Below are 24,794 nucleotides of genomic sequence, written 5' to 3'. Positions count from 1 at the left end.
ACGCTCGTTATGTAGCCTAGTCACTCTAAGCTAATGACGAGCAACAAAGAGCAGGACGCTTTTGATTGAACCCGAAGGGCAGCGTTTGTTTGGCTCTTCTACTGCGTTATCACGCGTGGATGGAGAATGACTACACCTTCACACGTGATGCCTTGTATAAAAACCAAACAAACTGCTGCAAAAACGAATCTCAAAGAGTAACACGCTCTTTGAGCTCTTTTATAGCTTTTAACCGAGCTCGATCGATGGCTTCGCCGAGCTTGGCTCCTTCGTATCCTTTTTCGATTAATGACTGAACATCAACCGTTTCAGAGACCTTGAAGCATTGTCTTAGCAGGTCACCTTGCGGGTAAGCTTTATCTTCATTACCCAGTCGTCCGTTAAAATCCGCTTCACAGGTTAGAATAAAGGCTTCTAAAAAGTCAGGATTGCGATAAGCACTCAAGCCTTTCAGCATTTTTAAAACAGTACTGGGGCGCAGCTCAAACATTTTGTGGCTGTGCAAATGATAGCGAGAAACCTGCGTGGCCAACTGTTCGTAGACTTTAGGGATTTTCAGACGCTTGCAGAGTTTTTTGATAATTGGGATGCCTGACTCTTCATGACCGCGGTGTTGTGGCAGTTGGTCACGTGGTGTGGCGCCTTTACCCAGATCATGAACAGCTGCAGCAAAACGAACACGCAAATCAGACGTCTTTTTAGTGGCTTGCTCAATAACCATTAGGGTGTGAATGCCAGTATCAATTTCGGGGTGCCACTTTTCTGGGTTCGGAATCCCCCACAGGCAATCCATTTCAGGCATCAAGACCGCTAAAGCCCCGCACTGATGAAGCACATCAAAATAAACTTGTGGCGATTCGGTCGCTAATGCTTTTTCCGTTTCTGTCCAGACACGCTCGGGCGTTAAATGCTTTAGCTCATCACCAAACGAGAGCTGCTGCATTAAAGCAAAGGTTTCATCGGCGATGATAAAGCCTAAATGAGCAAAGCGAGCGGCAAAACGTGCCACGCGCAGAACACGCAAAGGGTCTTCGGCGAAAGCGGGGGAGACATGGCGTAAGATTTTGTTGTGCAAATCTTTTTGCCCATCGTAGGGGTCAATAAGATTGCCTTGTTCATCCTGCGCCATGGCATTGATGGTCAGATCGCGGCGAATTAAGTCTTGCTCTAAAGTGATCTCAGGTGAGAAATCGACGCGGAATCCTTTGTATCCTTTGCCTGATTTGCGTTCGGTCCTGGCAAGAGCGTATTCCTCGCCCGTTTTAGGGTGGAGAAATACAGGGAAGTCTTTGCCTACTTCCTTAAAGCCCTTGGCTGTCATTTGCTCCGGCGTTGCGCCAACCACTACATGGTCGTTATCCACAACATCAAGCCCTAAGAGTTTGTCTCTAACTGCGCCGCCAACCAAATAGATTTGCATACTTACCTTATGTGAGTTGTGTTATCCAGTTGCCCTAGACCACTATTTTATACAGCTTCTGGCATCTTTATTTTGTGCTACACAGTTTAGCAAAGCTCGGTCTTCAGGTTCAGCTTTTCTACAGGCTTCGGGGTTAGTGATACTTCTCAAATCATCCAGTTTTTTTAGACTCTCTGCAAATTGCTCATCAGTAATCTGCTTTGCGGCTAATTTTTCCACCAGTTCGCCCCGATAGAGCGGTTCCGTGTGCTTCAGGTTGTCGATAGCCGATTGACATTCTGACGCCGAAAGCGGCGTTTGCTTCTGTGAGCGAGGCATACTGGTGATGGTCAGCTTACTGGAATCAATTTTTTGTTCTTCAACGTTAATAGACTGATCTTTGGGTGGTTTATCCGAAAAGTGGATTTTTCCATCTTTGTCAGTCCACTTGTATATTTTGCCTTCGAAGGCCTGGCTGCCCGCAGTAATGAAGAGCATCAGGACGAGCGTAAAAGTAAGTAAAAACCCGTGCATATTCTGTGACTATCCCTTAGATTGAGAGGTTGTAAACTATAGGTCATAATATGCAAAGCACAATAACTATACAATATTCAATAGGGAACTTTGGGCACTGGTATGTATAACGACTTCTTTGGGTTAAAAGAAACACCGTTCACTATCGCCCCCGATCCTCGCTATTTGTTCATGAGCGAGCGTCACCGTGATGCCTTGGCACACCTGTTATATGGAATTGGTGCCGGAGGTGGCTTTGTGTTGTTAACGGGCGAAGTAGGTACTGGCAAAACAACGGTTTGTCGTTGTTTGTTGGAACAGTTGCCAGCCAATGTGCGTCTTGCCTATATCCTGAATCCTAAGCTGAATGCCATCGAGTTAATGGCCACCATGTGTGATGAGCTGGGAATTCAATACGATCCTAAAGAATCCAGTCTGAAAACTTTTACTGATCTCCTGAGCCGCCGTTTACTGGATAATCATGAGCAAGGCTTGAATACGGTTTTGATGATTGATGAGGCGCAAAACTTAAGCGTTGAAGTTTTGGAGCAAATCAGGTTACTGACTAATCTTGAAACTAATCAGAAAAAGCTTTTGCAGATCATCTTAATTGGCCAGCCTGAATTGCAAGAGTTACTGGCCAAGAAAGAACTGCGCCAGTTAGCACAGCGAATTACCGCTCGTTACCATTTGCGTCCTTTATCACTTAACGAAACGAAATCCTACCTGGAACATCGTCTACGTATTGCAGGCGTTATGCGCCCAGTGTTTAAAACTAAAGCTATGAAGCTGATTCATAAAGCCAGTGGCGGGATACCACGGCTGATTAATGTCATCAGTGATCGGGCTATGCTGGGAGCCTTTGCAGGCAATTTGCATCATGTGGACACACGGACGGTTGAAAAAGCCGTTGAAGAGGTGCTAGGTCATAAAACTGAATACCAGCAAGCACCATTGGTAATGGACCACTGGAAATGGGCAATCCCGGTATTACTGATTGGGCTGATGTTAGGTATCACAGCATGGTCTTTTGGTTTGTTTGATAAGGCAACCGATAAAGCGACTGTTAGCTTTGCTGAGAAGCAAGAGCCCGAGACAGGAATGAACCCCAGTACTGTAACTGAGCCTAATGGTTCAGGACTGGCCGATACCGCGCAAGAACCATCAAAGGTCGAAGTGAATAAAAGCCCCAGTGAACTGGCAGAAGATTTTTGGGGAGAACAGAGCTGGGATCGAAGCGGTGCCATTGCCAGCCAGAATTTACTGGCGTTATGGGGGGTATCTTATCTTCCCTTTCAATCGAGCGATGCCTGTAGCTTGGCGGGAACTTATGGACTGGGTTGCGATCAGGGGCTGACCGACTGGAAGTTTTTAGGTCAGTTGAATCGTCCTGCCAACCTGAAATTTACTACCACGCAAGGGGGTGACTTCTGGGGAACCTTGATTGCTATGGAAGAACAATCGGTGGTCATGCAATTTGGTGATAACCAGGTGACCATTGAACGCAAAAAATTGAATCCACTATGGACTGGTGAGTATCAGCTTTTCTGGAAAAAGCCAGCGGGTTTTAATGAGCCTGTCGGGATTGGTGGTAGGGGAGCGGCCGTTAGTTGGCTGACTGCTTTTATTGAGGCAAGCGAAGGTGTTGCAATTTTTCCTGCTAATGTTTTTTCAGAACAGGTCTCTGATTGGTTGGCATTGTTCCAGATGGAGCATGGTCTGGTGTCGGATGGCATCTTAGGCAAGCATTCGATTATGGTGATTAACAATTTAGCCGAACCCAGTATACCCAAACTTAAATCAACCAATTTTCAGGCGGTGAACTAAATGTCTTATATTCTTGATGCAATCAAAAAGACTGAGTCAGGTCAAAAAGACGGTGATGTACCTAACTTAAATAGTGAACATCAACACACCGCTTTTATTGAAGAGGATGAAAGCAAGCGCTGGTTATTACCACTGGTAGTCGTTATCGCTGTGCTGGTTGGAGTGGTGCTCTGGTTAGTATTGAAGCCAGAACTTGGTGACAATAAGCTTGGAGTAGTCAGTCATAGCGAACAAGCCGAACCTATGAGCAAAGGCTCACAACAGAAAACAGTAGAAACTACTGAGTCTACTGACGTTCTAATGAACAATATGAGTGTCGATGAGAGTAGCTCTGAATCAATGAAATCATCTGCAGCATCGGGCCTGGTTATCAAAAAAGAACCACTGAAAGTTCAGCAGCCGGCTGTACAGTTAACGCCATCTCAAGTTGTTGAAGCAGTTAGCCGACGTCCAGTTACTGAGGTTGTAGAGCAAGCCGAAATGCAACAACAGACACGGAACAGTCAGGCGAGCAACCATAGTAACAAACCTGTCTTTTTGGCCGCCATTGATCATGACCATTGGCCAACTTTAATTTATACCACTCATATCTATGCTACAGAACCAGCAGACAGGTTTGTCATGCTGAATGGCAAGGCTTATAGCATTGGGGATGCCATAAGCAAAAATTTAACTGTGGTGGATATTCTAGAGAATGACTTATTGGTTGATTACCAGGGACAAAAAGTGATTGTCCCCAGTCTGACAGACGTTAATCCGTAACGGCCTGTTCTTCTTTGTCTTGCGATTCTGTTGCCATATCCGCATCATCTTTTGGCCGCATAATACTGGTCACCAGATAGCTATCTTCAAGTAGCATTTTCGCAGTTTCTTGAATCTGATCAATCGTAACTGCGTCTAAACGATCCATGTAATTGGTGAAATAGGAGTAATCAATATTTTCACGCTCATACAGTGTGATTTGACTGAGCCAGAAATGATTACTTTGTTGCCCCTCCGTAAATGATACGCGACGTTGTTGTTTAATATTATCCAGTTTGTCCTGTGCCAGTGGCTTAGATAAAGTCGTATCAATAATGTCCTGGATGGTATCAATTAATAAGTCTTCTCGGCCCGGTTCCGAATTAAAGCCGATCAATAAGTTAAACCATTCGGTCGGATAGCGCTCGACATTGGCGCTGACGCCGATTGAATAAACTTCACCGAGCTCTTCTCGCAGCGTGGCCTGCAGTTCCTGTTGAAGTAATTCCTGGTAAAGCCCTAAGCGGAAACGAGTTTCAGAAACATAGTTGTAAATAGGTTTATGAAACTGCAATTGAACTTTGGTTTTTTCATCAAGTGCTGTATCACGTGAAAATTCAACATCCCTCTGTACGGTACGAATCTTTTCATCAAGCCAGGTTTCTTTTTTCTCAGTTGCCGGCAAACTGGCAATGTATTGTTCGATCATTGGCTCAATTTCTTTGGGTTGAATATTACCTACGATGATAAAGGTAAAGTTATTGGCCTTTGAGAATCGGTCTTCATAAAATTTTAAAGCAGCTGCATGATCAATTTTTTCTGCTTCTTCAACTGACCAAGGCTGCGCCTTGGGGTGGTTATTAGTGAGCAGCAGATGTAATTCGTCAGCATATCGTTGCTCAGGATCATTAAGGCGATTGCGCTGATACTGAATAATTGAGTTCTTATAGTTTTCAGCAATAATCGGATCAATCTTGGGCTGGGTAAAATACAGGTGGATTAATTGGAACATCAGCTCCAGATCCTTAGGGGCACTACTGGATGATAACTGAGAATAATAGCGACCAATATTCAAGTTTAGCTGAACGGTTTTATCGTGTAGTTTCTTGCCCAGATCTGTTCTTGAATAATCACCGATTCCCGACGATGCTACCAGTTTTGCTGACTCCATTGCTGAGCGTTGTTGTTCGGCGCTGGCAAGCGAGTAGCCACCTGGCGCATAAGCAAACAATAAGACTTCAGTATTAGTCAGATTGCTAGGCCGGATGATAACTGTTGCCCCATTACTCAGTTGGTACTTGTTGGCTTCAACGGCTTCTATGGCAGTTTGATCAATAATCTTGCCTTTTTGCGGTAACTCACTGAGCAGAGGGGCTTCTAGATTGGATTCCTGATAAGGAGAGAGGCTCATCGGTTTACTGATCAGTGTCACAATATCCTGCTTCCACTCAGTCGGTGGAAGTTCACTTTCCGGAGCGTAAGCCACAACTGAATGAAGCTTGCTGGATAGTAATTGATTGAAGTGCTGCGACACTTCGGCTGCACTAATAGTAGGCAGAATACTTTCCAGTAATACGTGACGTTGGATAGGAGAGAAGTAGTGCTCGCCATACAGGAAATGCGACAAGTAGCGATCGGTCAAGCTACGCGAATGTATTGAGTCGAGATCTTCGATTGAGAGTAAGCTGCTATTGAGAACTTCTTTACGATAGCGCTCCAGTTCACTGGGCAGGAATCCATGCTGTTCAACGCGTTTGATTTCTTCGAATAGGCGAGTATAGCCTTGCTCATATTCTCCATCTTTAGGGGTCACCGAGAAGTTAAACAATAATTTATCATTACCCAGTTGCGAATAACCCAGGTCTGCACCTTCAAACGGTTTTTCGGCGCTATCAACTAACTCATACATTCTACTGCTAAAGAGACTGACGACGATTTGGTTAAGAAGCCTGTAGCGTAGTGCATTAAAGTTATCCAAAGTAACGCTGTGGGTTTGGTAGCGAATATGAATCGATTTAGTAAGAATCTCAGGGTCTTTAACGACTTCAAAAACGGGCTCAGTTTTACCAGGAATTAAATATTCTTTGGGTTTGATATCGTTCGATGATTGAATTTGACCAATGGTATTATTGAACAATTTAATGGTGTTCTCTGGCTCGACATCACCAGTGATAATTAATGCCATATTTTGTGGTTGATACCACTTCAGGTAAAAGGCTTTGAGGTCTTCTGCTGTCATGCTTTTGAGAGTCTCATCAGTACCAATCGGCATTCTTTCAGCATGGCGTGCGCCACTAAAACTAATCGGGTTGAGCACTTCGGATAGACGCTCGCCTAATCCTTTACGAGCACGCTTTTCTGACAGTATTACTTTGCGTTCTTTCTCAACATCTTCGGCATCAAACTTGATACCAGTCATCCAATCGTCAAGGATCAGAGTGATGGTGGACCAGTTATCAGGATTATCAGTTGGAATTTCCAGGTGGTAACGAGTGTTGTCAAAATTGGTAAATGCATTAATGTCTGAGCCAAACTGCATGCCCAGTTGCTCTAGTGCAGTAATCAGTTCATTTTTATTGAAATGGGTTGAGCCATTAAACGCCATATGCTCAACAAAATGGGCTGCCCCACGTTCGTGGTCTTCTTCCTGCAATGAACCAACATTGAGCAACAAAGTAATATAAGCTTTGTCAGTAGGCTTGCGGTTAGGATGAATATAATATTTGAGGCCGTTATCAAGCTCACCGGTGGTCACCGCCGGAGATAAAGGTAAACGGTAAGGGTCCTCAACAGGCTGCAAAGTTTGGCAGGCAACCAGAAATATCAGACTGAGTAAAAGAAGTGTTATTTTGTATTTAATAAAATTAAGTGTCATTAAATTATCCGTACTTTAGAGCAAGCATTAACATTCAAGTGTGTTAAATGGTGTGTCTTGAACCAGATATCGGGGTAATGAATTCTTTAATTTGTTACCCAAATTTTTAGCAAGTCCAATGACCGCACCTTGATAGAGGACAGCTACTTCGCCTTTTTTAAGAGTCGCAAGTTTTTCTATAGCGATATCACGCCCCTGATAATACTCGACAGCTTGTTTGCTGTTGAGTTCATAGGTTTGTTGATTAAATTCATGGCCAAAAGCAATAGCAGCCTGATGTTGCAGACGATAGCCACTGCGATGGCTTTCTGCCAGTTTAACACCAATTCGACTCATTCGTAGCTTGCCAATCAGCTTTTCAATACCTTGTGGGAAGAACCATATTTCGTTATCGCGCTTCCACAGTTGCTTTTTGATGGGCTCCAGTTGCCAGCCAAGGCTTGAGCAGTGCTGCGCAACTTCTTGATATTCTTTCTTGTTTAGAGGAGCAAACGGAAAGCGGGAGCCAAGTTCGCTGTTGAGTGCTGATTCATCGTCTGAGATTGGGTCTTCTTTTTTTTTGAAGCAGGCAACAAAGAAACCCTCGCTATCAAAAAGGTGCGGATATACGTGCAAGTAGCCTTCAGGCGTTGCGACTTTATCAGCATCAGCAAATAATGCATTCAACGGAAAAATTTCAACGCTATTGGAATGGTTATCCAGCAAGTGCTGGCATACTAACTGATTCTCTTCTTTGGATAGGGTACAGGTGGAATAAACCAGAGTGCCGCCAGGCTTGAGCGCATTGAAAGCGCTCATAATCAGTTCTTTCTGCAACTCAGAGATGCTTAAAACGTTAGCCAATGACCAGTTGCTTAATGCCTCAGGATCTTTACGCACTGTACCTTCGCCACCACAGGGCGCATCCAGCAAGATAGCATCAAAGGTTTGCTCGGCGGCTTTGCCGAACTGACGACCATCATGGTGGCACAGAATCGTATTACTGACTCCCGTGCGCTCTAAGTTGGCGTACAAGACCTTGAGTCTGGAGGAGGATAGTTCATTGGCGACAACTAATCCGTCGTTGTTCATTGTTGCGGAAATTTGAGTGGTTTTAGATCCAGGAGCCGCCGCTACATCGAGTACCATCTCTGGTTCGGGATGAGCTGCAAATAATGCACTTACCGGCAACATAGAGCTCGACTCCTGAATATAAAACTGCCCGGCTAAATGTGGTACCAATTTACCAAAACCATCTGCAAGCGACTTATGCTCTTCATCAATCCAGAAGCCATCATCACACCAGGGAATTGGATCCAACTTATAACCAGCTTGTTGCCATTTGCTGAGGACAGTAGCTTTATCTGCTCGTAACGGATTAATGCGAATACTTTTGCGCAACGGTTTCTGGCTGTAATCCAGTAGTGCTTGTAACGCATCGGGGTCATTAAGTTGTTGGGCAATGTGCTCAATAAAGTCTGGTGAAATAGTAGTCATGGCGCTTTGGTCATATCAATTGAATATAATCGTAAAAAAATAATAGGTAATGCAAAAACGTTCCTCTTCCGCAAGTCCTTGAAGGAAGGCGTTAAGGGAGAGCTAATTGGGCCGACATGCTGACCTGCCCCGGCAGAACCTCACTACATGAGTGAGCCCAACATCGTAGCAGCTTGAAATATAGGATGGGTTAGCCGCAGGCGTAACCCATCAATCCAAATCGCCATAACACACGGTCATAATACAGCGATGGGTTACGCCTGCGGCTAACCCATCCTATAACTTCATAATAAATATGTGATGAACCATAAAAAAAGGGCATCAGGAGTGTTAATAGCCCCTGATGCCCTTTAGTTTACCTCGAATTGAATTAATCGCCTAACGACAGCAAGGTCGCATTACCACCGATCGCTGCTGTGTTGTTGGTGCGTGTGTGCTCGGTAGCAAAGCGGTGCAGGTAGAATGGGCCGCCTGCTTTCGGGCCAGTACCTGATAAGCCTTGCCCACCAAATGGTTGTACACCAACGGTGGCACCAATCATATTACGGTTGATATAGACGTTACCCACACGGGCACGTTTATCAATGTAAGTAGCGGTGCTTTCGTTGCGTGAATGAATGCCTAGCGTCAAACCAAAGCCATAACCGTTAATCTGGTCAATTACCTTATCCAGCTCTTTCGCTTTGTATTTTATGACATGCAAAATCGGACCAAACCATTCTTGAGTCAAGTCATTGATATGATTGATAAAGAATGCAGTTGGAGCCAGGTAACAGCCTTTTTCCAGACCAGCAGGCATTGGCGTTTCCGCAATCAGGTTACCGGTTGCACGCAATTGCTCAACGTGACCAGCTAATTCTTCACGTGAAATTGCATCAATCACTGGGCCAATGTCGGTAGACAAGTCGGTTGGATCGCCCAGTTTCAATTCCTGCATCGCGCCAGCAAGCACTTCCAGAATCCGGTCGGCCACATCTTCCTGCACATAAAGTACGCGTAGTGCTGAACAACGCTGACCGGCGCTGGTGAAAGCTGATTGAATAACGTCGGCAACCACTTGCTCTGGTAACGCAGAGCTATCCACGATCATAGCATTTTGACCACCGGTTTCAGCGATAAGCGGTGATAACATGCCGTCGCGAGTCGCCAAAGTGCGGTTAATGGTTTGCGCGGTTGAGGTTGAGCCAGTGAAGCAAACGCCTGCAACGCGAATGTCAGACAAAATGAGGTTACCGAAGGTTGAGCCGCGGCAAGGCACAAATTGCAAGACGCTGGTCGGAACGCCCGCCTGATGCATTAATTGAACCGCGCGATAAGCCACCAAAGTGGTTTGGTCAGCAGATTTTGCCAGAACCGTGTTACCGGCAACTAAAGCAGCTACCACCTGACCAGTGAAGATTGCCAATGGGAAGTTCCATGGGCTGATACAGGCAAATACGCCACGGCCTTGAAGATAGAGGTGATTACTTTCGCCTGTTGGGCCGGGCAAGGTAATTTCCTGACCAAAATCTTCACGCGCTTTATTGGCGTAATAGCGACAGAAATCGACTGCTTCACGGACTTCGTCAATACCGTCCTGCATGGTTTTACCACCGTCACGACTACATAAAGCAATCAATTCAGGTTCGTTCTCTTCGAAGACATCCGCTATTTTTTCCAGGATCTGGGCGCGCTGTTCAACTGGTGTCATGTCCCAGGCGATGAAATTCTTGTGCGCAATAGAGAGTGCGTCTAACGCCATCTCTTCGCTGACTTTGTGTACGGTGCCGATTTGATGCGAGTTGTCATACGGGCAGAAAACGGCTTCTTCGTTAGTGGTAAGCTCTTTACCATCAATAATGGGCTTGGCGTGCCATTGATTGTCTAAATACTGTTGTACGTTTTGCATAAAAGGCTCGATCTGGCTGTTAATGTGGAGATTAGTACCTGCTGAGTTAACGCGGTCAGGACCATAAATATGAGGCGGCAATGGAATGCGATCGTTGTGCAGCGTCGGGTAACGCTTCAGCACAAGACATGGATGCTCGACCAGACTCATTACAGGAGTCGCTTTATCGACTAACTGATGAACGAAAGAGGTATTGGCACCATTTTCCAATAAGCGACGCACCAGATAGGGTAGCAATTCTTTGTGATTACCCACTGGCGCATAAATACGGCATTTCAAACCGGGATAGCGCTCTAAAATCTTGTCATACAGAATTTCACCCATGCCGTGCAGGCGCTGGAATTCGAAGTCGCGACGCTGGCCCGCCATTTCCATAATGCTAAACACCGTTTGAGCGTTATGAGTAGCAAATTGCGGGTAGAAGCTGTCTTCTGTATTCATGATGAAGCGCGCACACGCCAGGTATGACACATCGGTGCCTGCTTTTCGGGTAAATACCGGATAGTTGCTTAGGCCAGCCTGTTGTGACCATTTGATCTCCGAATCCCAGTAAGCGCCTTTGACCAGACGAATGGGAATGCGGCGGCCATGTTTGCGAGCCAGTGCATCAAGCCAGCCTAATGCAGGCAGGGCACGTTTGGAATAAGCTTGGATGACCATGCCCAATCCAGCCCAGTCCTGACAGATCTCAGAAGTATAAAGTGCTTCGAAAATATCCAGCGACAGCTCAAGGCGATCCGCTTCTTCAGCATCGATGGTTACAGCCACATCTAAATCGCGCGCCTGTTTGACCAGCTTAAGCAACGTATCAACCATTTCGGTCATAACGCGATCTTTCTGACCCACTTCATAACGTGGATGTAGTGCGGACAGCTTGATAGAAATACTAGGTGCTAATTGGCCTTCTTTAACTTTGACTTGGCCTATTTCCTGAATCGCTTTGCTGTAGGCTTCGTAATAACGCTGCGCATCATGAGCGGTATAGGCAGCTTCACCCAACATATCGAAAGAGTGGGTATAGCCTTTCTCAACGCTTTTAGCGCCGCGTTTCATGGCTTCTTTGATGCTGCGCCCCAGTACGAATTGGCGACCCATTAAACGCATGGCCTGATTCATGGCCTGGCGAATAACCGGCTCACCAAATTTGGCAATCAGGCCTTTTAATAAGGTATCAGGTTTACCATCGCCATCTTGATCAACGTCGACGATTTTACCGGTCAACATTAGACCCCAGGTTGAGGCATTGACTAGGATTGATTCGCTTTGCCCGGTATGCTTTTTCCACTCGGCAGCACTGAGCTTGTCACGGATTAAAGCATTGGCAACATTGGCATCAGGAATACGCAACAGCGCTTCCGCCAGACACATCAAAATCACACCTTCCTTGGTACTCAGACTGTATTGTTGCAAAAAGGCTTCAACACCTTCTCGCGACTTACTACTTTGACGGATTTCTTCAACCAGCTGGGAAGCCTGGTGGGTAATGATATTGACGGTTTTGTCGTCAGGAGTGGCGAGCTCTAACAATTCTTGTAAGTAGCTCGACTCATCGACAGAGTAGTTTTGGGTGATAATTTCCTGCCACTCGCTCAGCGAGAGTTGCTGATAGGAATCTGACAGGATTTGACTGGCTTTAAACATTACGGCAATTACCTAATAACAATGTACTGACTAGGACTAACAGAGCCTAAAGTACAACCTGAAAACGTCAACGCCAACCGGAGCGCTGACGGCGTTTCATGCTAAAGCGGGATAATATCCAGCTGATTAGCATGCCCACTAGCAGGACAAAAGCGCCTGCGTAAAACACATCGCTGTGAAAACGATCTTTTAGCAAGTCGTTTTGTTGGCGAAGTTTATCCGACTCATTTTGCAGTTCGGAAACCTGTTGTTGCAGCTGATCATTCAGTGCAATGACATTCTCTTTGTCAGCGATTTGCTGTTTGGTCTGAGCAAGCTCTTGTTTAAGTTCATCATGCTCAACTTGTAGCTCTGAATACAAAGCACGGATAGTTGGTTGATCGGTGATGTATTCCATCTGAATCCAACCTTCTTCACCATCTGCTGTGCGCACCTGGCTGCTTTTATTGTCAGTATCTGTGGCTAGAACTTCGATAGGTGTTCCGGCAACTAAACGGCCTATCACTCGATAGCGATTAGTCGGGCCGCTACGCATAATGACTCCAATATCATCGGACACATAATAATTGCTTTCTGCGGCTGTGTTTTGAGCTGGATCAGCTGCTGGTGCAAACTGGCTAGTGGTCAGCAGTAAAAACACTAAAAGTAGACGAAACATAAACTATCCTAACGGTTAAATTTTGAGCTCAATCACGAATAAAGTGGCAAGTATATAGCAGGTCAAAGAATGGGGGAAGGGTTGTCGTTAAGACTAATGAGCATATTGCTTTAGGTGAGCTCTAACGGCATAAAAAAACGGCTTTAAGCTACTGATTTAGAAGGCTTAAAACCGTTTGTTATTAAGTGTTAATTAGCCCACAAAGGGGCTAATTAAGTGTACTTATTCTAGTTATTTTATGAATTAAACAGTGAATAGTGCCTTAAAGATAAAGAAGAAGGTCACTGACAGGATGGCGCCAGCTGGCAAGGTAACAACCCATGATACAAGAATGTTACGTACAACACCCAGGTTCAGAGCCGCAATGCCGCGTGCCATACCAACCCCTAACACCGCTCCAACAAGCGTTTGCGTGGTTGAAATTGGCAGACCGGCCCCACTGGCAATAATCACCGTTGATGCGGCTGCCAGCTCGGCAGCAAAACCACGGCTTGGCGTTAAGTGGGTAATTTTTTGACCGATGGTTGCCATCACTCGGCTACCCAAGACGATCAAACCTATGACAATACCAATCGCACCTACCAGCAGGATTCTTGGATCAACCACTGCTTTGGCACCAATATCGCCACCGTTTTGAATCACACTTACAATCGCAGCCAAAGGACCAATCGCGTTAGCAACGTCATTGGAACCATGGGCAAAGGCCATGCCACAGGCGGTCACAATCATCAGAACGGTGAAAACCTTTTCTACACTATAGAAGTGGTAGTCTTTATCGGCTTCTTCTTCAACTTTAATGCGACTAATCACCAAGGCACCGATAATGCCAACGATAGCACCAAAACCAGCGGCTATCAGATAAGTCTCGGTCATGCTCAGGCTGATATCATGATCCTTAAAGACATGTTTAAGGCCTTTCATAATGGTCACTAACGCCATTACAAAGCCCGTTAAGAACATGTAAATAGGAACATAGCGCTTTGCTTTCTGGAAAGGATTATCAGTATTGAGAATAAGCTTTTGAACGCTCATGACAATCAGGAAAGCGATCACACCGGCGATGAAAGGGGTAACAACCCAGCTACCGACGATGGAACCAACTTTGCCCCAACTAACCGCATCAATACTCACACCGACTGCAGCGAAACCAACGATAGCACCAATAATAGAGTGGGTAGTGGAAACCGGCCAGCCAAATTTAGACGCTAGCACCAGCCACACACCAGCAGCCAACAGAGCTGCCATCATGCCGAAAATCAAGAGCTCTGGTGCCCCTTCGAAATAAGCAGAGTCAATAATGCCCTTGCGAATGGTTTGGGTTACTTGTCCACCGGCCAGGTAAGCACCAGCGAATTCGAATATAGCAGCAACAAAAATAGCCTGTTTCAAGGTTAATGCTTTCGCACCAACCGAGGTACCCATGGCGTTGGCAACATCATTGGCGCCAACCCCAAAAGCCATTAAAAAACCAAATGCTACCGCTATCCAGATAAAGGTATCTGCGTTTAGTAATATGAAATCCACGACTCCCCCCGGTTTATCGAGCTATCATCATTTCAAGGCGCGAACCGACGCTTTGAGCGCTGTCAGCTAAATCACCGATTTGTTGTACTACCTTATACATAAACATCACTTGTACAGGGGGTAGTTCGTTTTCTTGTTCAAAGATCTTGAACAGTAATTCACGTTGTAAATCGTCTGTATCGTTTTCAATCATATCCAGTTGGTCAATCATTTCCTCAACCAGACTGGCTTCGCGGCCTCTAAAGCCAGTTGCCAATAATTCATCTAATTCGTTGATAGCCTTAAAAGCCTGCGCTGATGCATCGATCGAACGCTGAATCAAGCCCATCAAGTCTTCATTAACATTAGAAGGGAACTGCATCTTACGGCCAAATACAAGGCCAGAAATGTCGCGTGCGATATTGGCAATTTTGTCCTGTTTGCTCAAAAGAGCGAGAAGATCGGTACGAGCTACCGGCAGGAAAAGGCCTTTAGGTAAGTGCATGCGCAAATCATGCTTTAAGTCGTCAGCTTCATTTTCTAGCTCACGAATATGGGTTTTAAGCTGATCTGCTTTATCCCAGTCGCCTTCGATAGTCGCTTTAAAGAAGTTTTTCAGTTCAGAGGCGCACTCATGAACTTTCGCCATATGATCTTGCATAGGACGAATAGGTGATGACGCAAAAAGGTCAAGAATCGAATTAGCCATATATCCCCCAATGGATTATTTGGGCCAACAAGTAAAGGTGCACATTATAAGCATGCGGGCACTCGCATACCAGACTTAACGATTGGCAATTTCCGATTCGCGCTGTAAACTGCGTTGAATGACTCAAACCAAACTGAGTAGAAATTAAGGCATGTCGATCGAAATAGAAATAAAACTATCAGCGACGCCCGATAAGATAAGCGATATAAAACAATGGGTTAGCGATCGATTCTCGGACACTAGTGATTGGCAGGAAAAGCAATTGGCCAACACCTATTTCGACACTGAGAATCATAAACTCAGAGAGATGGAAATCGGGCTACGAATCCGCCGAGACGGTGAAAAGTTCATCCAGTCGGTCAAATCCGCTGGTCGAGTGGTCGGTGGCCTGTTTCAACGCAATGAATCCGAGATCGAACTCCCTTCCAAAGAATTAGACCTGCAGGCCGTGGCCGAGCCGTATCTGATGATATTGCTCGAAGAAGCCGAAGAAGAGGATGGCCCATTCAAGCCAGCCTTTAATACAGACTTTTTAAGACGCCAGATGGTTGTCACAGAGAGCGACAGTCAGATCGAAATCGCTTTGGATGTCGGTTCAATCCGTTGTAAAGAAGCTCAGCAGGATATCTGTGAAGTCGAACTGGAGCTTAAAGAAGGCGAGCCAGCGGTGCTGTTTGCCTTATGCCAGGAGCTGATTGAAAAATTTAATCTGGTATTAGACAGTGAAAGCAAAGCTGAGCGTGGCTACAGTCTGTGCCGAAAGTCGTCTCCATATTTAAAACAACTTAGAGTAGTCGAACTAAGCGCTAAATCTTCAGCTGAAGCGGCCTTCGAAACCATCGCGCATACTGGACTTGGCCATTGGCAACACTACATCAAGCAAATGAAACGCGAAGTAACGCTGGATAATGTTCTGCAGCTGAACCGCGCTTTAATGTTCATGCAGCACATGTACTCCGTATTTGCGCCCATGATACCGCGTCACGCATTGAGCGGCTTGCGAAGTGACTGGCGAGAAATTACCAAAAACTTTGCCAAACTGTTGAAAGTCGCACAAGAAATTAACTGGCTTAACAACGGCAAACTCTATGGCTTTAAATACTCAGAATTAGAAGGTTTCGAACAAGGGCTACGCAAAGCCTTTAAGCGCGAAGGCACTCAATTTGTCGAATACCTTAAATCGCCTTCTTACAACCTCAAACTACTGCATTTTTCCCGTTGGCTGTACCTTAAAGAATGGCGCCTGGCTTTCAAAGAAGGTGGCGGACAGCGCCTGAAAAAAGAAATTTTCCCCTTCGCTATTCGTCAATTACAGCACCAGCTGTTTGACATCAAACGCCACTTAACCGGCAAAGAGGAACTGACCGAAAACGACTATCTGACGTACCTGCCTCGAATGTATCGTACCCTCGATATCGGCCTCTTCTTCGGCAGCCTGTTCGAAAACAAAAAACGCAAACCTTATCGCCAAAGATGGGTAGATTTAGTCGCCAGCATCGAACTCTTCAAACAACTCGAATTCATCCGCCGCGCATTGAAAACAGAAGATCGTGTTGATGAACGCTTGGAACGCACCGAAAAAGACATCCTCGAAGCGCTAGTCACCATGCGCACCAGAGCACTGGAAGAAAATCCGTATTGGAATTAGTTACTTAGGCTTAGGGCTGTGTTTCAATGAATACAGCCTGTAGCAAAATTTGTATGTCAGATTAGGCGGTATTTGTTATTTGATCTATGGTTTTTTCAATTACGCAAATTAGTTCTTTAAGAATAACTTTACGAGAAAGCCATTTTACATTTTTTATTTCTTCATACTTAGAGTCAAAAACAAAACATTGCAGATAAAATTCTCTTTTATATGGAATTAAAAAACAACATAGGTGATCCATTGTGGGGCCAAGCTCTAAAACTCTACATCTAAGATTGATCTCATCCAGTTGCTGATCACCATTGGAGTTTCCCAAGTTATATGCAAGTAATTTACTTACGCATTCCTCTAGCGTTAAAGAATTTAAGTAATTAGTAATCTTTAGATCAAAAGTCTTTTTTAAGTTCTCTCGATCCAGCTTTAAATGATGCACGAACTGTTTGCCATAAGCATTGGTATCATTAGAACTAACATTGAAGCCGGCCACCCAAACCTCAATATTAATCATTTCATCAATGCTTTTCAGTTCGAAAGCAAAACTTTGTTTATTTCCAATAATCATTCGTGACAAAACTAGCAGCTTAATGCTACTAATCAATCTAAGACCTTCTTCCTTGTCATTGTTTCACCTTTGTCATTGACTAGAATCATAGTCTGTTCATCTATAGATTCAATGTGATCAATAATGACACTATTCATTTCTGGCGAATCATACTTTTTCTTTGGTGTTAAAACTAGCTTATGATCTTTGATTTCCCATGATTCATAATATGAGCTTTCTTTAATAGTACCATCAGGGAATGTTATTTTGTTCCAGCCCCTAAAAGTGCCATCAGAATAATAAGTTCCTTCTCCGTATGCGCTTATGTCGTTGCTATGCTGAGCTGGATAGTTAGCACTCCATGTGCCAATAATTTTCTCTTTTAAAAGTTCATCAGTACTTTTTTGCTCACAACTTAGTATGAATAGAGAAAAAAGGAAAGCTATACATATTCTCAGAACATTCATTACGATTTCACCCATTAATAAAGAAATAAACAGTCACTAGCAAAGCTAAAGCCAATAAAAACTTTCCCCATAGAGTAAGTTTTCTTCCGAACTCATTATAATTCTTTGGATACAAAGCCCACCAAGGGCCGGCTGCTTCAAATTTTGAACTTGAGGGTATTCTATCTGAATAAGCAATAAAGCCTAAAATGATATAAGGAATTCCAACGAAAACTATACTGAGTGCAATAATACCTGTCATTGAAAGCATCTAGAGTGGCTCCTTTAAGCAAAACTCTTGTATGAATCGTTAATATTAAAGGGTGATTCTGATTGTATTAATTTGGGTCTTATTGAAATTAACACGAAGGAGCTTTCGTTGTGATATCAGAAATATAGTAGTTTGGGGATTTCAAGGCTATTCCCAGCATATTTGCTATAACCGCCAGTAATTTGTAGTTTTCTATTTGAGCAGGTTCGACTTTCTTACTTTGTGGTACCCACCCCATTGCATGAGCGTTAAACTCGCCACCATATATGATATTTGAATCAAAGGAATTAACTGATATTTTAGACTTCCCTTCAATTGAAGTTATTTCAATATAAAATGTCGCGCTATAGCCTATAGGCTTTCCACTCTGTAAGTAACAGGAAGATAAAAATGAGGCTCCCATTGAATGTATGAAGATTTTCTCACTATTTTCTGGGTTTGAGAAAAATTCATTACCCCATAGCGAATTAGTTTCATCTTCTGCGATAAGCGGTAAGGGCGTATCATTGTTCTCATTACTTTTAAAGCCATGACTCCTGTAGTAAATGTTGTCTTTGAGTTGTTTAGCGTTAAAGGCTTCTAGTAATTTATCCCGAACATCTTTTTCTGATAGATTAACCACAATATATTGAGGCAAGTCCCCGTCGACTATATAGGACTCTACAGCACCTCCAGAATAGCTGCATCCAGTTAACACAGTCAAAAATGCTGCAATATAAATTTTAAAATGAAACACTTTCATTTTTTTTAGCTATTAATTGTAGGGTTTTCTTTCACCAGCTCATGCTGCGCCTGTTCCAATATCGGTGGAATAGGGCAGTTTAAGCATTCGGCGATGGCTCGTAGCAGTTCGATTTCCTGAGGATGTACTTTGCCATCATAAGAAACGGCGTCTTCCAACGCTTGAATCAATGGTTTTTTCAGCATTGGGGTTAACTGGTTCAGGCGTTTTAAGGCCTGATGGAAAGATTCGGCATCAAAGCTTTTCTCAAGCAATGGTGAAGGGTCTTTAACGAACGGCTGTATCAGTTTTGAATATAGCTCCTGCTTTTCGTCGTCGCTTTGGCCTGTACTGTGTACCGTTGCAGAAAGGATAACCTGGATTTCATTCGCTACACCATTGAAGCTCTTGATGCTATTGCTTGGCGGCTGTTTGATATCGCTGAGGTTCTTTTGCAGTATGGCGTAAAGCACATATTCAAATTCCGAAATATGGCTATCCAGATGAATCGCTTCTCTCAATAGACTTAAAAACTCTTTGCGCTCTTTGGCTCCGAGTCGACGCAGGCTGGGAATTGAAATATCCAACATGGTTAAACGTAAGTGGCGTTTATCCTTGGTGATATGTTGCGCTAACTCCAGAACCTGGTCGGCATCTTGCTGACTGGTTTTGTCGGCTATTAGATTTAAGACTGATTCAGAGACCTGATGATCATCGCTCAGTAGCAGGGCAAGCGCCAGATGCGTTGCATTATAATTAGAGTGTTGACCATGAGCAGCCTGGCGAATAATTTCGGGTAACCCCAGTAATAAAACCCCGGCAGCGTGTTGGTGCAGGGTGGTCGGTTGGCCAATGGTGTCGATAATGGCGCCAAATCCAAAGTCAGCTGCTTGCTTGGTTTCAGGTTCAAGCTCAATGTCATCATGTTGTTGCTCTTGATTCATTTCACGCAGGCGCTGCTCTTCGATTCGTTCGGCAAGGTTACGCCAGCCGGGCATGATCGCTGTCAGTCTTTTTTCAATCGGCGGGTGCGAAGCCAGGCTATTTAAATTGAGCTTGATCGGTTCTGAAATACACATGTGGCTGGTTTCTTCCGCATGCGAGTTTTTCAGCAAAGAACCCTGCTGTTTAATCTTGATAAAGGCTCCGGCCAGGCCTTCGTTATCGCGGGCATACTGAACGGCGGAAGCATCAGCGAGATATTCTCGTTGGCGAGAAATGGCAGATTTAATTAAGCGGCCAAAGAATAAGCCAATATAGCCAATAATGAACAGTGATATGCCGATTACAAATACGGCTACTACTGCACCGCCACTTTCTTTGCTACTACGGACGTTGCCAAAACGGATATAGCGCATGACAAAATAACCAGCCTGGCCAAGTAGCAAAATGCCAGCCAGTATGGCGATTAAGCGTACATTGATGCGCATATCAGAATTAAAGATATGGCTGTATTCGTGAGCGACTACGCCTTGCAGTTCCTGACGAGTCAGATTCTGTAGAGCGCCTTTGGTGACAACCAGTATCGTATCGCTGGCTTCAAGTCCTGCCACAAAGGCATTAATCGATTCTTCTTCATCCATCACATACACCGTGGGAACGGATGTTCCTGAGGCGATTGACATTTCTTCAACTACATTGAGCAAGCGTCTTTCTAACAGGTCGTTGGTGTCCGGCAAGACCTCGCGTGCCTTAACCATTGAAGCAACTGCTTTGCCGCCCGCGCTGAGCTGGAACCAACGAAATAAAGAACCTAACAAGATCAATAAAATGGTGCCAAGGGTCACGGCGTAGAACCATGAATGCTGAAACCAGTCGCTGATTTTGAAGGGCATGTCGGGGGAGCTTTGTGACTTTACCAGCATGAAGCCAATAAAATTGAGGGCTGCGACAATTAAGATCACAGCCATCAGGAAGTAGAAAACCAGTAGCCGGGTTTTCTTCCTGGCTACTTCTTGATGTTCAAAAAAGTCCATTGTTGTTATTGCTTATCAGTTGATGAAAAAATGAGGTTTAGTCAAAAGATACTTTAACAGCTTCTCTAACCTGCTCATCTTCAACTTCAAACAACTCAGCTTCCTGGAAACCAAATGGATTGGCGATAAAGTTGTTAGGAACTTGCTCGCGATAGGTGTTGTATTGCATGACGGCATCATTATAAGCCTGACGTGCAAAAGCAATTTTGTTCTCGGTGGTGCTTAACTCTTCCATCAGTTGAGCCATGTTTTGATTGGCTTTCAAGTCCGGGTAGTTTTCCGATAAGGCAAACAAGCGACCTAATGCACCAGTAAGTTGACCTTCCGCCTGATTAAGGTTCTTAATGGCATTCGGATCTTCGGGATGGTCGGCTGCTGCCTGATTTGCTGAAACTGCAGTGTTGCGAGCATTGATAACGCCTTCAAGCGTTTCGCGCTCGTGCTTCATATAACCTTTGGCGGTTTCAACCAGATTCGGGATTAAGTCGTAGCGGCGGTTAAGCTGTACATCAATTTGTGCGTATGCATTTTTAAAGCGATTGCGCAGGTTGACCAGCTTGTTGTAAATCCCGACGATAAACAGGATTAACGCAACGATGATGACTAAAGTGATGATGATGCCCATTCTTAAGATACTCCTTATTCATTGTTATCGGCCTATCCTATCAATGTTTGTCGGGCGGATAAATTATTAGTTTGCATTAAATTGTAATAAATCGTACAACATCAATAGCTTAAAACACCCCAAATACGATAGCATAATCCTCTTACAGGCCAGTAAATACGACAAAAGTTGATTCATTGATGATGCAGATAGCACCTATTCCAGAAACCTTGCAAGCTGAAGCAGAACAGCGAACCTCGCAGTGGCTCGAGGCTCTGGGTACCGCTTATGCGGGAGATATGGAGCAGGTGGCAAGAATTTTATGTGGCAGTGATTACCTCTATCACTGGGCAAAACGTCAGCCGCAATGGCTAGTGGAGGCTCTGGCTGCTGATTTGAGTAATTTGTCAGCCAATATTTTAAGTATTCAACAGAAGCTGGATCTGTCCTGGCCTGAATACGAGGTAAAGCAATTCTTGCGCCATCAGCGTCATTATTGGTCAATGCAAATTGCAGTGGCCGATATTCTGCAGCAGCTACCGATTCGTCAAATCTGTTATCTGCAATCCGTGCTGGCTGAGCAGTTGATCAATTGTGCGCAAGACTGGAGTTATCAGCAAACCTGCCAGCAATACGGAGTTCCTGTATCCAGCGACGGTGAAGAGCAACATTTGTTGGTATTGGCGATGGGGAAACTGGGCGGCGAAGAATTGAATTTTTCATCAGATGTGGATCTGATTTTCGGTTATCCGGAAGATGGTGAAACGCGAATCGGCGAAGATCAGCGTAAGTCAGTTGAGAATCAAATGTTCTTTATGCGTCATGGACAAAAACTGATTAGCCTGTTGTCGGATAATACGGCGGATGGTTTTGTCTATCGTGTGGATATGCGGTTACGTCCTTATGGGCAAAGTGGTGCACTGGTGGCTAACTTTAATGCACTGCAGGATTATTACTTAGAGCAGGGAAGAGAGTGGGAACGTTTCGCCATGATCAAGGCGCGAGTGTTACAGGCCCATCACCATTTCCGAGAGCAGTTAGCGAATATTATCCGTCCCTTTAGTTTTAGGCGCTATATTGATTTCAGTGTGCTCGAATCCATCCGTCAGTTAAAGCAAAAGATCACCATTGAACTGCAGCGAAAAGATGCGCAAAACAATATTAAATTAGGCGATGGCGGTATTCGGGAACTGGAATTTATTGTGCAAAGTTTGCAGCTGATTAGCGGCGGCCGACATCCTCAGTTACAAGCGAAAAACTGGTGGCAGGCTCTCGAAGCGTTAGTGCAGCAGGGGCTAATCAAAGACGAAGATGCCAGTGGCCTGAAAAGTGCTTACGAGTTTTTGCGAAAATTGGAAAATAGTCTACAAATTCATGCAGATAAACAAACACAGGATTTGCCGGATAGCAACGATGAGAAACAAAAGATTGCACTTTTGCTGGGCTATGCGGACTGGGCAACGATCGAAACTGAATTAGCCAAACATCAGCAAGTAGTGGCTCGTTTCTTTAAGGGGTTATTTCATGATCCTAAAGAAGAGCATGATCACAATGATCAAGTGCCAGTTCTTAAAAAGTTAGTACAAGGTCAGTTGGACAGTGAACGCCAGACTGAGGTCTTACAGCAGTATTCTTTGGCAGAGCAAACCTTGAAAGAGTTGCAAAGTTTCAGGCAGGAATTCTCAGAACGAAAAATTGGTTTGCGCGGTTTTGCGCGAATAGAGCAACTATTGCCACACCTGGTGATTCAGGCCGGCCGACAGAAAGATTCCAACAAAACTATATCGCGTTGTCTTGAGGTATTGCAGGGGATTGGTCGCCGAACGGCTTATTTTGAAATGCTGGCTGAAAATATTCCGGTCTTGGAGTTTCTGGTTCAACTAGTTTCACGCTCCAGCTGGTTGGCGCAACAGTTATCTATTTATCCATCGTTACTGGATGAACTGTTGTTCCCCAGTAATTTTGGCAAGCAGCTGACTAAAGAGAATTTGGCCAACCAGTTGCAACAAGCCATGATGCGCATCGAAATGAATCAAACCGAAGAGCAGTTGTTGGCTTTGAGTCGTTTTAAACAGTCCAGCCAATTTAAAATTGCGGCGGGCGATCTCACTCGACGTTTCGACATCAGTGAAGTCTCGCAACAACTGACTGATCTTGCAGAAGTGATCATGGAATATTTACTGCAAATGGCCTGGAATGAGCTGACAAGTAAACATGGCAAACCAAGGCCGGACGCTGGTGAATTAGTATGTGATTTCTTAGTAATTGGCTATGGAAAACTGGGTGGTGATGAACTGGGATATGGTTCGGATCTTGACCTGGTGTTTTTATATCAGGGTGAGCCAGATGCTATGACGCAAGTATCAGGTGAACAGGGCAAGCCTCTGGAATTACATCAATTTTATACCCGTCTGGCACAGCGTTTGGTGCATTACCTTGGAACTCGCACCCAGCAAGGCATTATGTATGAAGTGGATACTCGTTTGCGTCCATCAGGTCGCTCCGGAATGCTGGTCAGTCACATTGATGCCTTTGACAAGTATCAGATGAATGAAGCCTGGACCTGGGAACATCAGGCATTGGTGCGAGCACGCCCGGTTGCTGGCGATACCAGCTTGAGAGACCGTTATTTGCAATTGCGTAATAAAGTACTCAGTAGCGAGCAGCGCAAACAATTAGGTCAGGATGTTATTACCATGCGCAAAAAAATGCGTGACAACCTTGATAAAACCGACGCTCGTCTTTGGGATATCAAACAAGGTTATGGCGGTCTGGTTGATATAGAATTTTTAGTGCAATACTGGGCATTACAATATTCGAAGTCGCTGCTGGAGCAATGCTCGGTAGACGGGTTGCCGTTTAATAATGTCGACTGGTTGCAGTTGTTGGCCGAGAAGGATCTGCTTAATAAGAGTACACGTGATTGCATGATGGAAAACTATCGGCTACTCAGAGATATTTCGAACTCAAGAGCACTGCAAAACCAACCAGCATTGCTTTCCAAAGATGAGCTGACTGAACAACGACAGGCAATTGTTGAGGTCTGGCAATCGACTTTTCAACACAGCGATGTAGAATGAGCGTAAAGAAGAATGGAACAAAGGAGCCGGTTATGAGCAAGCAGATGGCCAAGCAAGCGACTGAAAAACAAAGCGCTGAGAATAATGGTGCTAAACCAAAGCAAGCCCCGGTAATTACAGTCAGTGATAGTGACTTACCAGTGCACTGTCCTATGCCAGATCAAACCTTGTGGAATCAGCACCCACGAGTCTTTATGGCCTTTGATAAAGACGGACGCGCCAGTTGTCCTTATTGCGGCAACCGCTACCAGCTCAGTAAATAATTCAGCTGTCTTTC

At 44.6% G+C, this 24,794-nt stretch carries 19 protein-coding genes; 5 read left to right on the top strand and 14 right to left on the bottom strand.

Translation table 11 applies throughout. From position 1 onward, the window contains the following. Positions 1 to 190: 190 nt before the first annotated feature. Positions 191 to 1,420 (bottom strand): multifunctional CCA addition/repair protein, encoded by a 1,230-nt coding sequence (locus tag ACYTXU_RS09810; RefSeq protein WP_462206540.1) that lies wholly within the window; start codon positions 1,418 to 1,420, stop codon positions 191 to 193. Positions 1,421 to 1,462: 42 nt separating this feature from the next. Further along, on the bottom strand, positions 1,463 to 1,933 hold the full coding sequence (locus ACYTXU_RS09805; RefSeq protein ID WP_462206539.1) for a DUF4124 domain-containing protein: 471 nt from the start codon (positions 1,931 to 1,933) through the stop codon (positions 1,463 to 1,465). Between the two features lie 102 nt (positions 1,934 to 2,035). Between ACYTXU_RS09805 and ACYTXU_RS09800 the strand changes: the two genes are divergently transcribed. Together ACYTXU_RS09800 and ACYTXU_RS09795 are read left to right on the top strand one after the other, a co-directional pair. Continuing rightward, positions 2,036 to 3,739 carry an ExeA family protein gene (locus ACYTXU_RS09800; protein ID WP_462206537.1) on the top strand — a complete coding sequence of 568 codons (1,704 nt, stop codon included), beginning with the start codon at positions 2,036 to 2,038 and terminating at the stop codon, positions 3,737 to 3,739. Beyond that, entirely contained in the window at positions 3,740 to 4,501 is a 762-nt protein-coding gene (locus tag ACYTXU_RS09795; RefSeq protein ID WP_462206536.1) for a general secretion pathway protein GspB, read from the top strand. Here the strand turns inward: ACYTXU_RS09795 and ACYTXU_RS09790 are convergent. The 6 genes from ACYTXU_RS09790 to ACYTXU_RS09765 form a co-directional block, all read right to left on the bottom strand. After that, a complete protein-coding gene (locus ACYTXU_RS09790) occupies positions 4,491 to 7,355 on the bottom strand; it encodes a M16 family metallopeptidase (protein ID WP_462206535.1) in 2,865 nt (954 codons plus the stop codon). The genes ACYTXU_RS09795 and ACYTXU_RS09790 overlap by 11 nt on opposite strands. Positions 7,356 to 7,382: 27 nt before the next feature. After that, entirely contained in the window at positions 7,383 to 8,831 is a 1,449-nt protein-coding gene (gene rsmF / locus ACYTXU_RS09785) for a 16S rRNA (cytosine(1407)-C(5))-methyltransferase RsmF (RefSeq protein ID WP_462206534.1), read from the bottom strand. A 370-nt stretch (positions 8,832 to 9,201) separates the two neighbouring features. Beyond that, positions 9,202 to 12,360, bottom strand: a complete 3,159-nt coding sequence (putA, locus tag ACYTXU_RS09780; RefSeq protein WP_462206533.1) for a bifunctional proline dehydrogenase/L-glutamate gamma-semialdehyde dehydrogenase PutA — start codon at positions 12,358 to 12,360, stop codon at positions 9,202 to 9,204. A 67-nt stretch (positions 12,361 to 12,427) separates the two neighbouring features. Further along, positions 12,428 to 13,018 (bottom strand): TIGR04211 family SH3 domain-containing protein, encoded by a 591-nt coding sequence (locus ACYTXU_RS09775; protein WP_462206532.1) that lies wholly within the window; start codon positions 13,016 to 13,018, stop codon positions 12,428 to 12,430. A 243-nt stretch (positions 13,019 to 13,261) separates the two neighbouring features. Beyond that, positions 13,262 to 14,542: an inorganic phosphate transporter gene (locus ACYTXU_RS09770; RefSeq protein WP_462206530.1), complete on the bottom strand. Its 1,281-nt coding sequence runs from the start codon at positions 14,540 to 14,542 to the stop codon at positions 13,262 to 13,264. Between the two features lie 13 nt (positions 14,543 to 14,555). Continuing rightward, positions 14,556 to 15,230: a TIGR00153 family protein gene (locus tag ACYTXU_RS09765; protein WP_462206529.1), complete on the bottom strand. Its 675-nt coding sequence runs from the start codon at positions 15,228 to 15,230 to the stop codon at positions 14,556 to 14,558. A gap of 151 nt (positions 15,231 to 15,381) precedes the next feature. Between ACYTXU_RS09765 and ACYTXU_RS09760 the strand changes: the two genes are divergently transcribed. Next, positions 15,382 to 16,878 carry a CYTH and CHAD domain-containing protein gene (locus ACYTXU_RS09760; RefSeq protein ID WP_462206528.1) on the top strand — a complete coding sequence of 499 codons (1,497 nt, stop codon included), beginning with the start codon at positions 15,382 to 15,384 and terminating at the stop codon, positions 16,876 to 16,878. A 61-nt stretch (positions 16,879 to 16,939) separates the two neighbouring features. On the opposite strand, the gene ACYTXU_RS09755 is transcribed toward ACYTXU_RS09760, so the two are convergent. The 6 genes from ACYTXU_RS09755 to ACYTXU_RS09730 all read right to left on the bottom strand — a co-directional run bounded on the left by ACYTXU_RS09755 (position 16,940) and on the right by ACYTXU_RS09730 (position 21,458). Further along, the gene (locus ACYTXU_RS09755) at positions 16,940 to 17,449 is read right to left on the bottom strand and encodes a hypothetical protein (protein ID WP_462206527.1); all 510 of its coding nucleotides are present in this window, start codon (positions 17,447 to 17,449) and stop codon (positions 16,940 to 16,942) included. 23 nt (positions 17,450 to 17,472) lie between these two features. Next, positions 17,473 to 17,886 (bottom strand): hypothetical protein, encoded by a 414-nt coding sequence (locus tag ACYTXU_RS09750; RefSeq protein WP_462206526.1) that lies wholly within the window; start codon positions 17,884 to 17,886, stop codon positions 17,473 to 17,475. Between the two features lie 7 nt (positions 17,887 to 17,893). Further along, positions 17,894 to 18,136 carry a hypothetical protein gene (locus tag ACYTXU_RS09745; RefSeq protein WP_462206525.1) on the bottom strand — a complete coding sequence of 81 codons (243 nt, stop codon included), beginning with the start codon at positions 18,134 to 18,136 and terminating at the stop codon, positions 17,894 to 17,896. Positions 18,137 to 18,224: 88 nt separating this feature from the next. Then, positions 18,225 to 18,878 carry a hypothetical protein gene (locus ACYTXU_RS09740; RefSeq protein WP_462206524.1) on the bottom strand — a complete coding sequence of 218 codons (654 nt, stop codon included), beginning with the start codon at positions 18,876 to 18,878 and terminating at the stop codon, positions 18,225 to 18,227. 5 nt (positions 18,879 to 18,883) lie between these two features. Further along, positions 18,884 to 20,833, bottom strand: a complete 1,950-nt coding sequence (locus tag ACYTXU_RS09735) for a M48 family metallopeptidase (RefSeq protein ID WP_462206522.1) — start codon at positions 20,831 to 20,833, stop codon at positions 18,884 to 18,886. A gap of 37 nt (positions 20,834 to 20,870) precedes the next feature. Beyond that, positions 20,871 to 21,458, bottom strand: a complete 588-nt coding sequence (locus ACYTXU_RS09730; RefSeq protein WP_331891923.1) for a LemA family protein — start codon at positions 21,456 to 21,458, stop codon at positions 20,871 to 20,873. Between the two features lie 179 nt (positions 21,459 to 21,637). On the opposite strand from ACYTXU_RS09730, the gene glnE reads away from it, so the two are divergent. After that, the gene (gene glnE / locus ACYTXU_RS09725) at positions 21,638 to 24,517 is read left to right on the top strand and encodes a bifunctional [glutamate--ammonia ligase]-adenylyl-L-tyrosine phosphorylase/[glutamate--ammonia-ligase] adenylyltransferase (protein ID WP_462206521.1); all 2,880 of its coding nucleotides are present in this window, start codon (positions 21,638 to 21,640) and stop codon (positions 24,515 to 24,517) included. Between the two features lie 32 nt (positions 24,518 to 24,549). After that, positions 24,550 to 24,780 carry a zinc-finger domain-containing protein gene (locus ACYTXU_RS09720; RefSeq protein WP_462206520.1) on the top strand — a complete coding sequence of 77 codons (231 nt, stop codon included), beginning with the start codon at positions 24,550 to 24,552 and terminating at the stop codon, positions 24,778 to 24,780. Positions 24,781 to 24,794: the final 14 nt, after the last annotated feature.

The organism is Kangiella sp. M94, assembly GCF_054926195.1.
Note: the sequence above shows the minus strand (reverse complement) of the source record. Positions and strands in the feature narration are given on the sequence as shown.

Excerpts from the sequence above, each read along its gene's own strand:
- ACYTXU_RS09745 (WP_462206525.1), bottom strand. The coding sequence starts at position 18,136 with ATGCTTTCAATGACAGGTATTATTGCACTCAGTATAGTTTTCGTTGGA.
- ACYTXU_RS09790 (WP_462206535.1), bottom strand. The coding sequence starts at position 7,355 with ATGACACTTAATTTTATTAAATACAAAATAACACTTCTTTTACTCAGT.
- ACYTXU_RS09810 (WP_462206540.1), bottom strand. The coding sequence starts at position 1,420 with ATGCAAATCTATTTGGTTGGCGGCGCAGTTAGAGACAAACTCTTAGGG.
- ACYTXU_RS09795 (WP_462206536.1), top strand. The coding sequence starts at position 3,740 with ATGTCTTATATTCTTGATGCAATCAAAAAGACTGAGTCAGGTCAAAAA.
- ACYTXU_RS09750 (WP_462206526.1), bottom strand. The coding sequence starts at position 17,886 with ATGAATGTTCTGAGAATATGTATAGCTTTCCTTTTTTCTCTATTCATA.
- ACYTXU_RS09775 (WP_462206532.1), bottom strand. The coding sequence starts at position 13,018 with ATGTTTCGTCTACTTTTAGTGTTTTTACTGCTGACCACTAGCCAGTTT.
- ACYTXU_RS09760 (WP_462206528.1), top strand. The coding sequence starts at position 15,382 with ATGTCGATCGAAATAGAAATAAAACTATCAGCGACGCCCGATAAGATA.
- ACYTXU_RS09720 (WP_462206520.1), top strand. The coding sequence starts at position 24,550 with ATGAGCAAGCAGATGGCCAAGCAAGCGACTGAAAAACAAAGCGCTGAG.
- ACYTXU_RS09800 (WP_462206537.1), top strand. The coding sequence starts at position 2,036 with ATGTATAACGACTTCTTTGGGTTAAAAGAAACACCGTTCACTATCGCC.
- ACYTXU_RS09740 (WP_462206524.1), bottom strand. The coding sequence starts at position 18,878 with ATGAAAGTGTTTCATTTTAAAATTTATATTGCAGCATTTTTGACTGTG.
- ACYTXU_RS09765 (WP_462206529.1), bottom strand. The coding sequence starts at position 15,230 with ATGGCTAATTCGATTCTTGACCTTTTTGCGTCATCACCTATTCGTCCT.
- putA (WP_462206533.1), bottom strand. The coding sequence starts at position 12,360 with ATGTTTAAAGCCAGTCAAATCCTGTCAGATTCCTATCAGCAACTCTCG.
- ACYTXU_RS09730 (WP_331891923.1), bottom strand. The coding sequence starts at position 21,458 with ATGGGCATCATCATCACTTTAGTCATCATCGTTGCGTTAATCCTGTTT.
- rsmF (WP_462206534.1), bottom strand. The coding sequence starts at position 8,831 with ATGACTACTATTTCACCAGACTTTATTGAGCACATTGCCCAACAACTT.
- ACYTXU_RS09805 (WP_462206539.1), bottom strand. The coding sequence starts at position 1,933 with ATGCACGGGTTTTTACTTACTTTTACGCTCGTCCTGATGCTCTTCATT.
- glnE (WP_462206521.1), top strand. The coding sequence starts at position 21,638 with ATGATGCAGATAGCACCTATTCCAGAAACCTTGCAAGCTGAAGCAGAA.
- ACYTXU_RS09735 (WP_462206522.1), bottom strand. The coding sequence starts at position 20,833 with ATGGACTTTTTTGAACATCAAGAAGTAGCCAGGAAGAAAACCCGGCTA.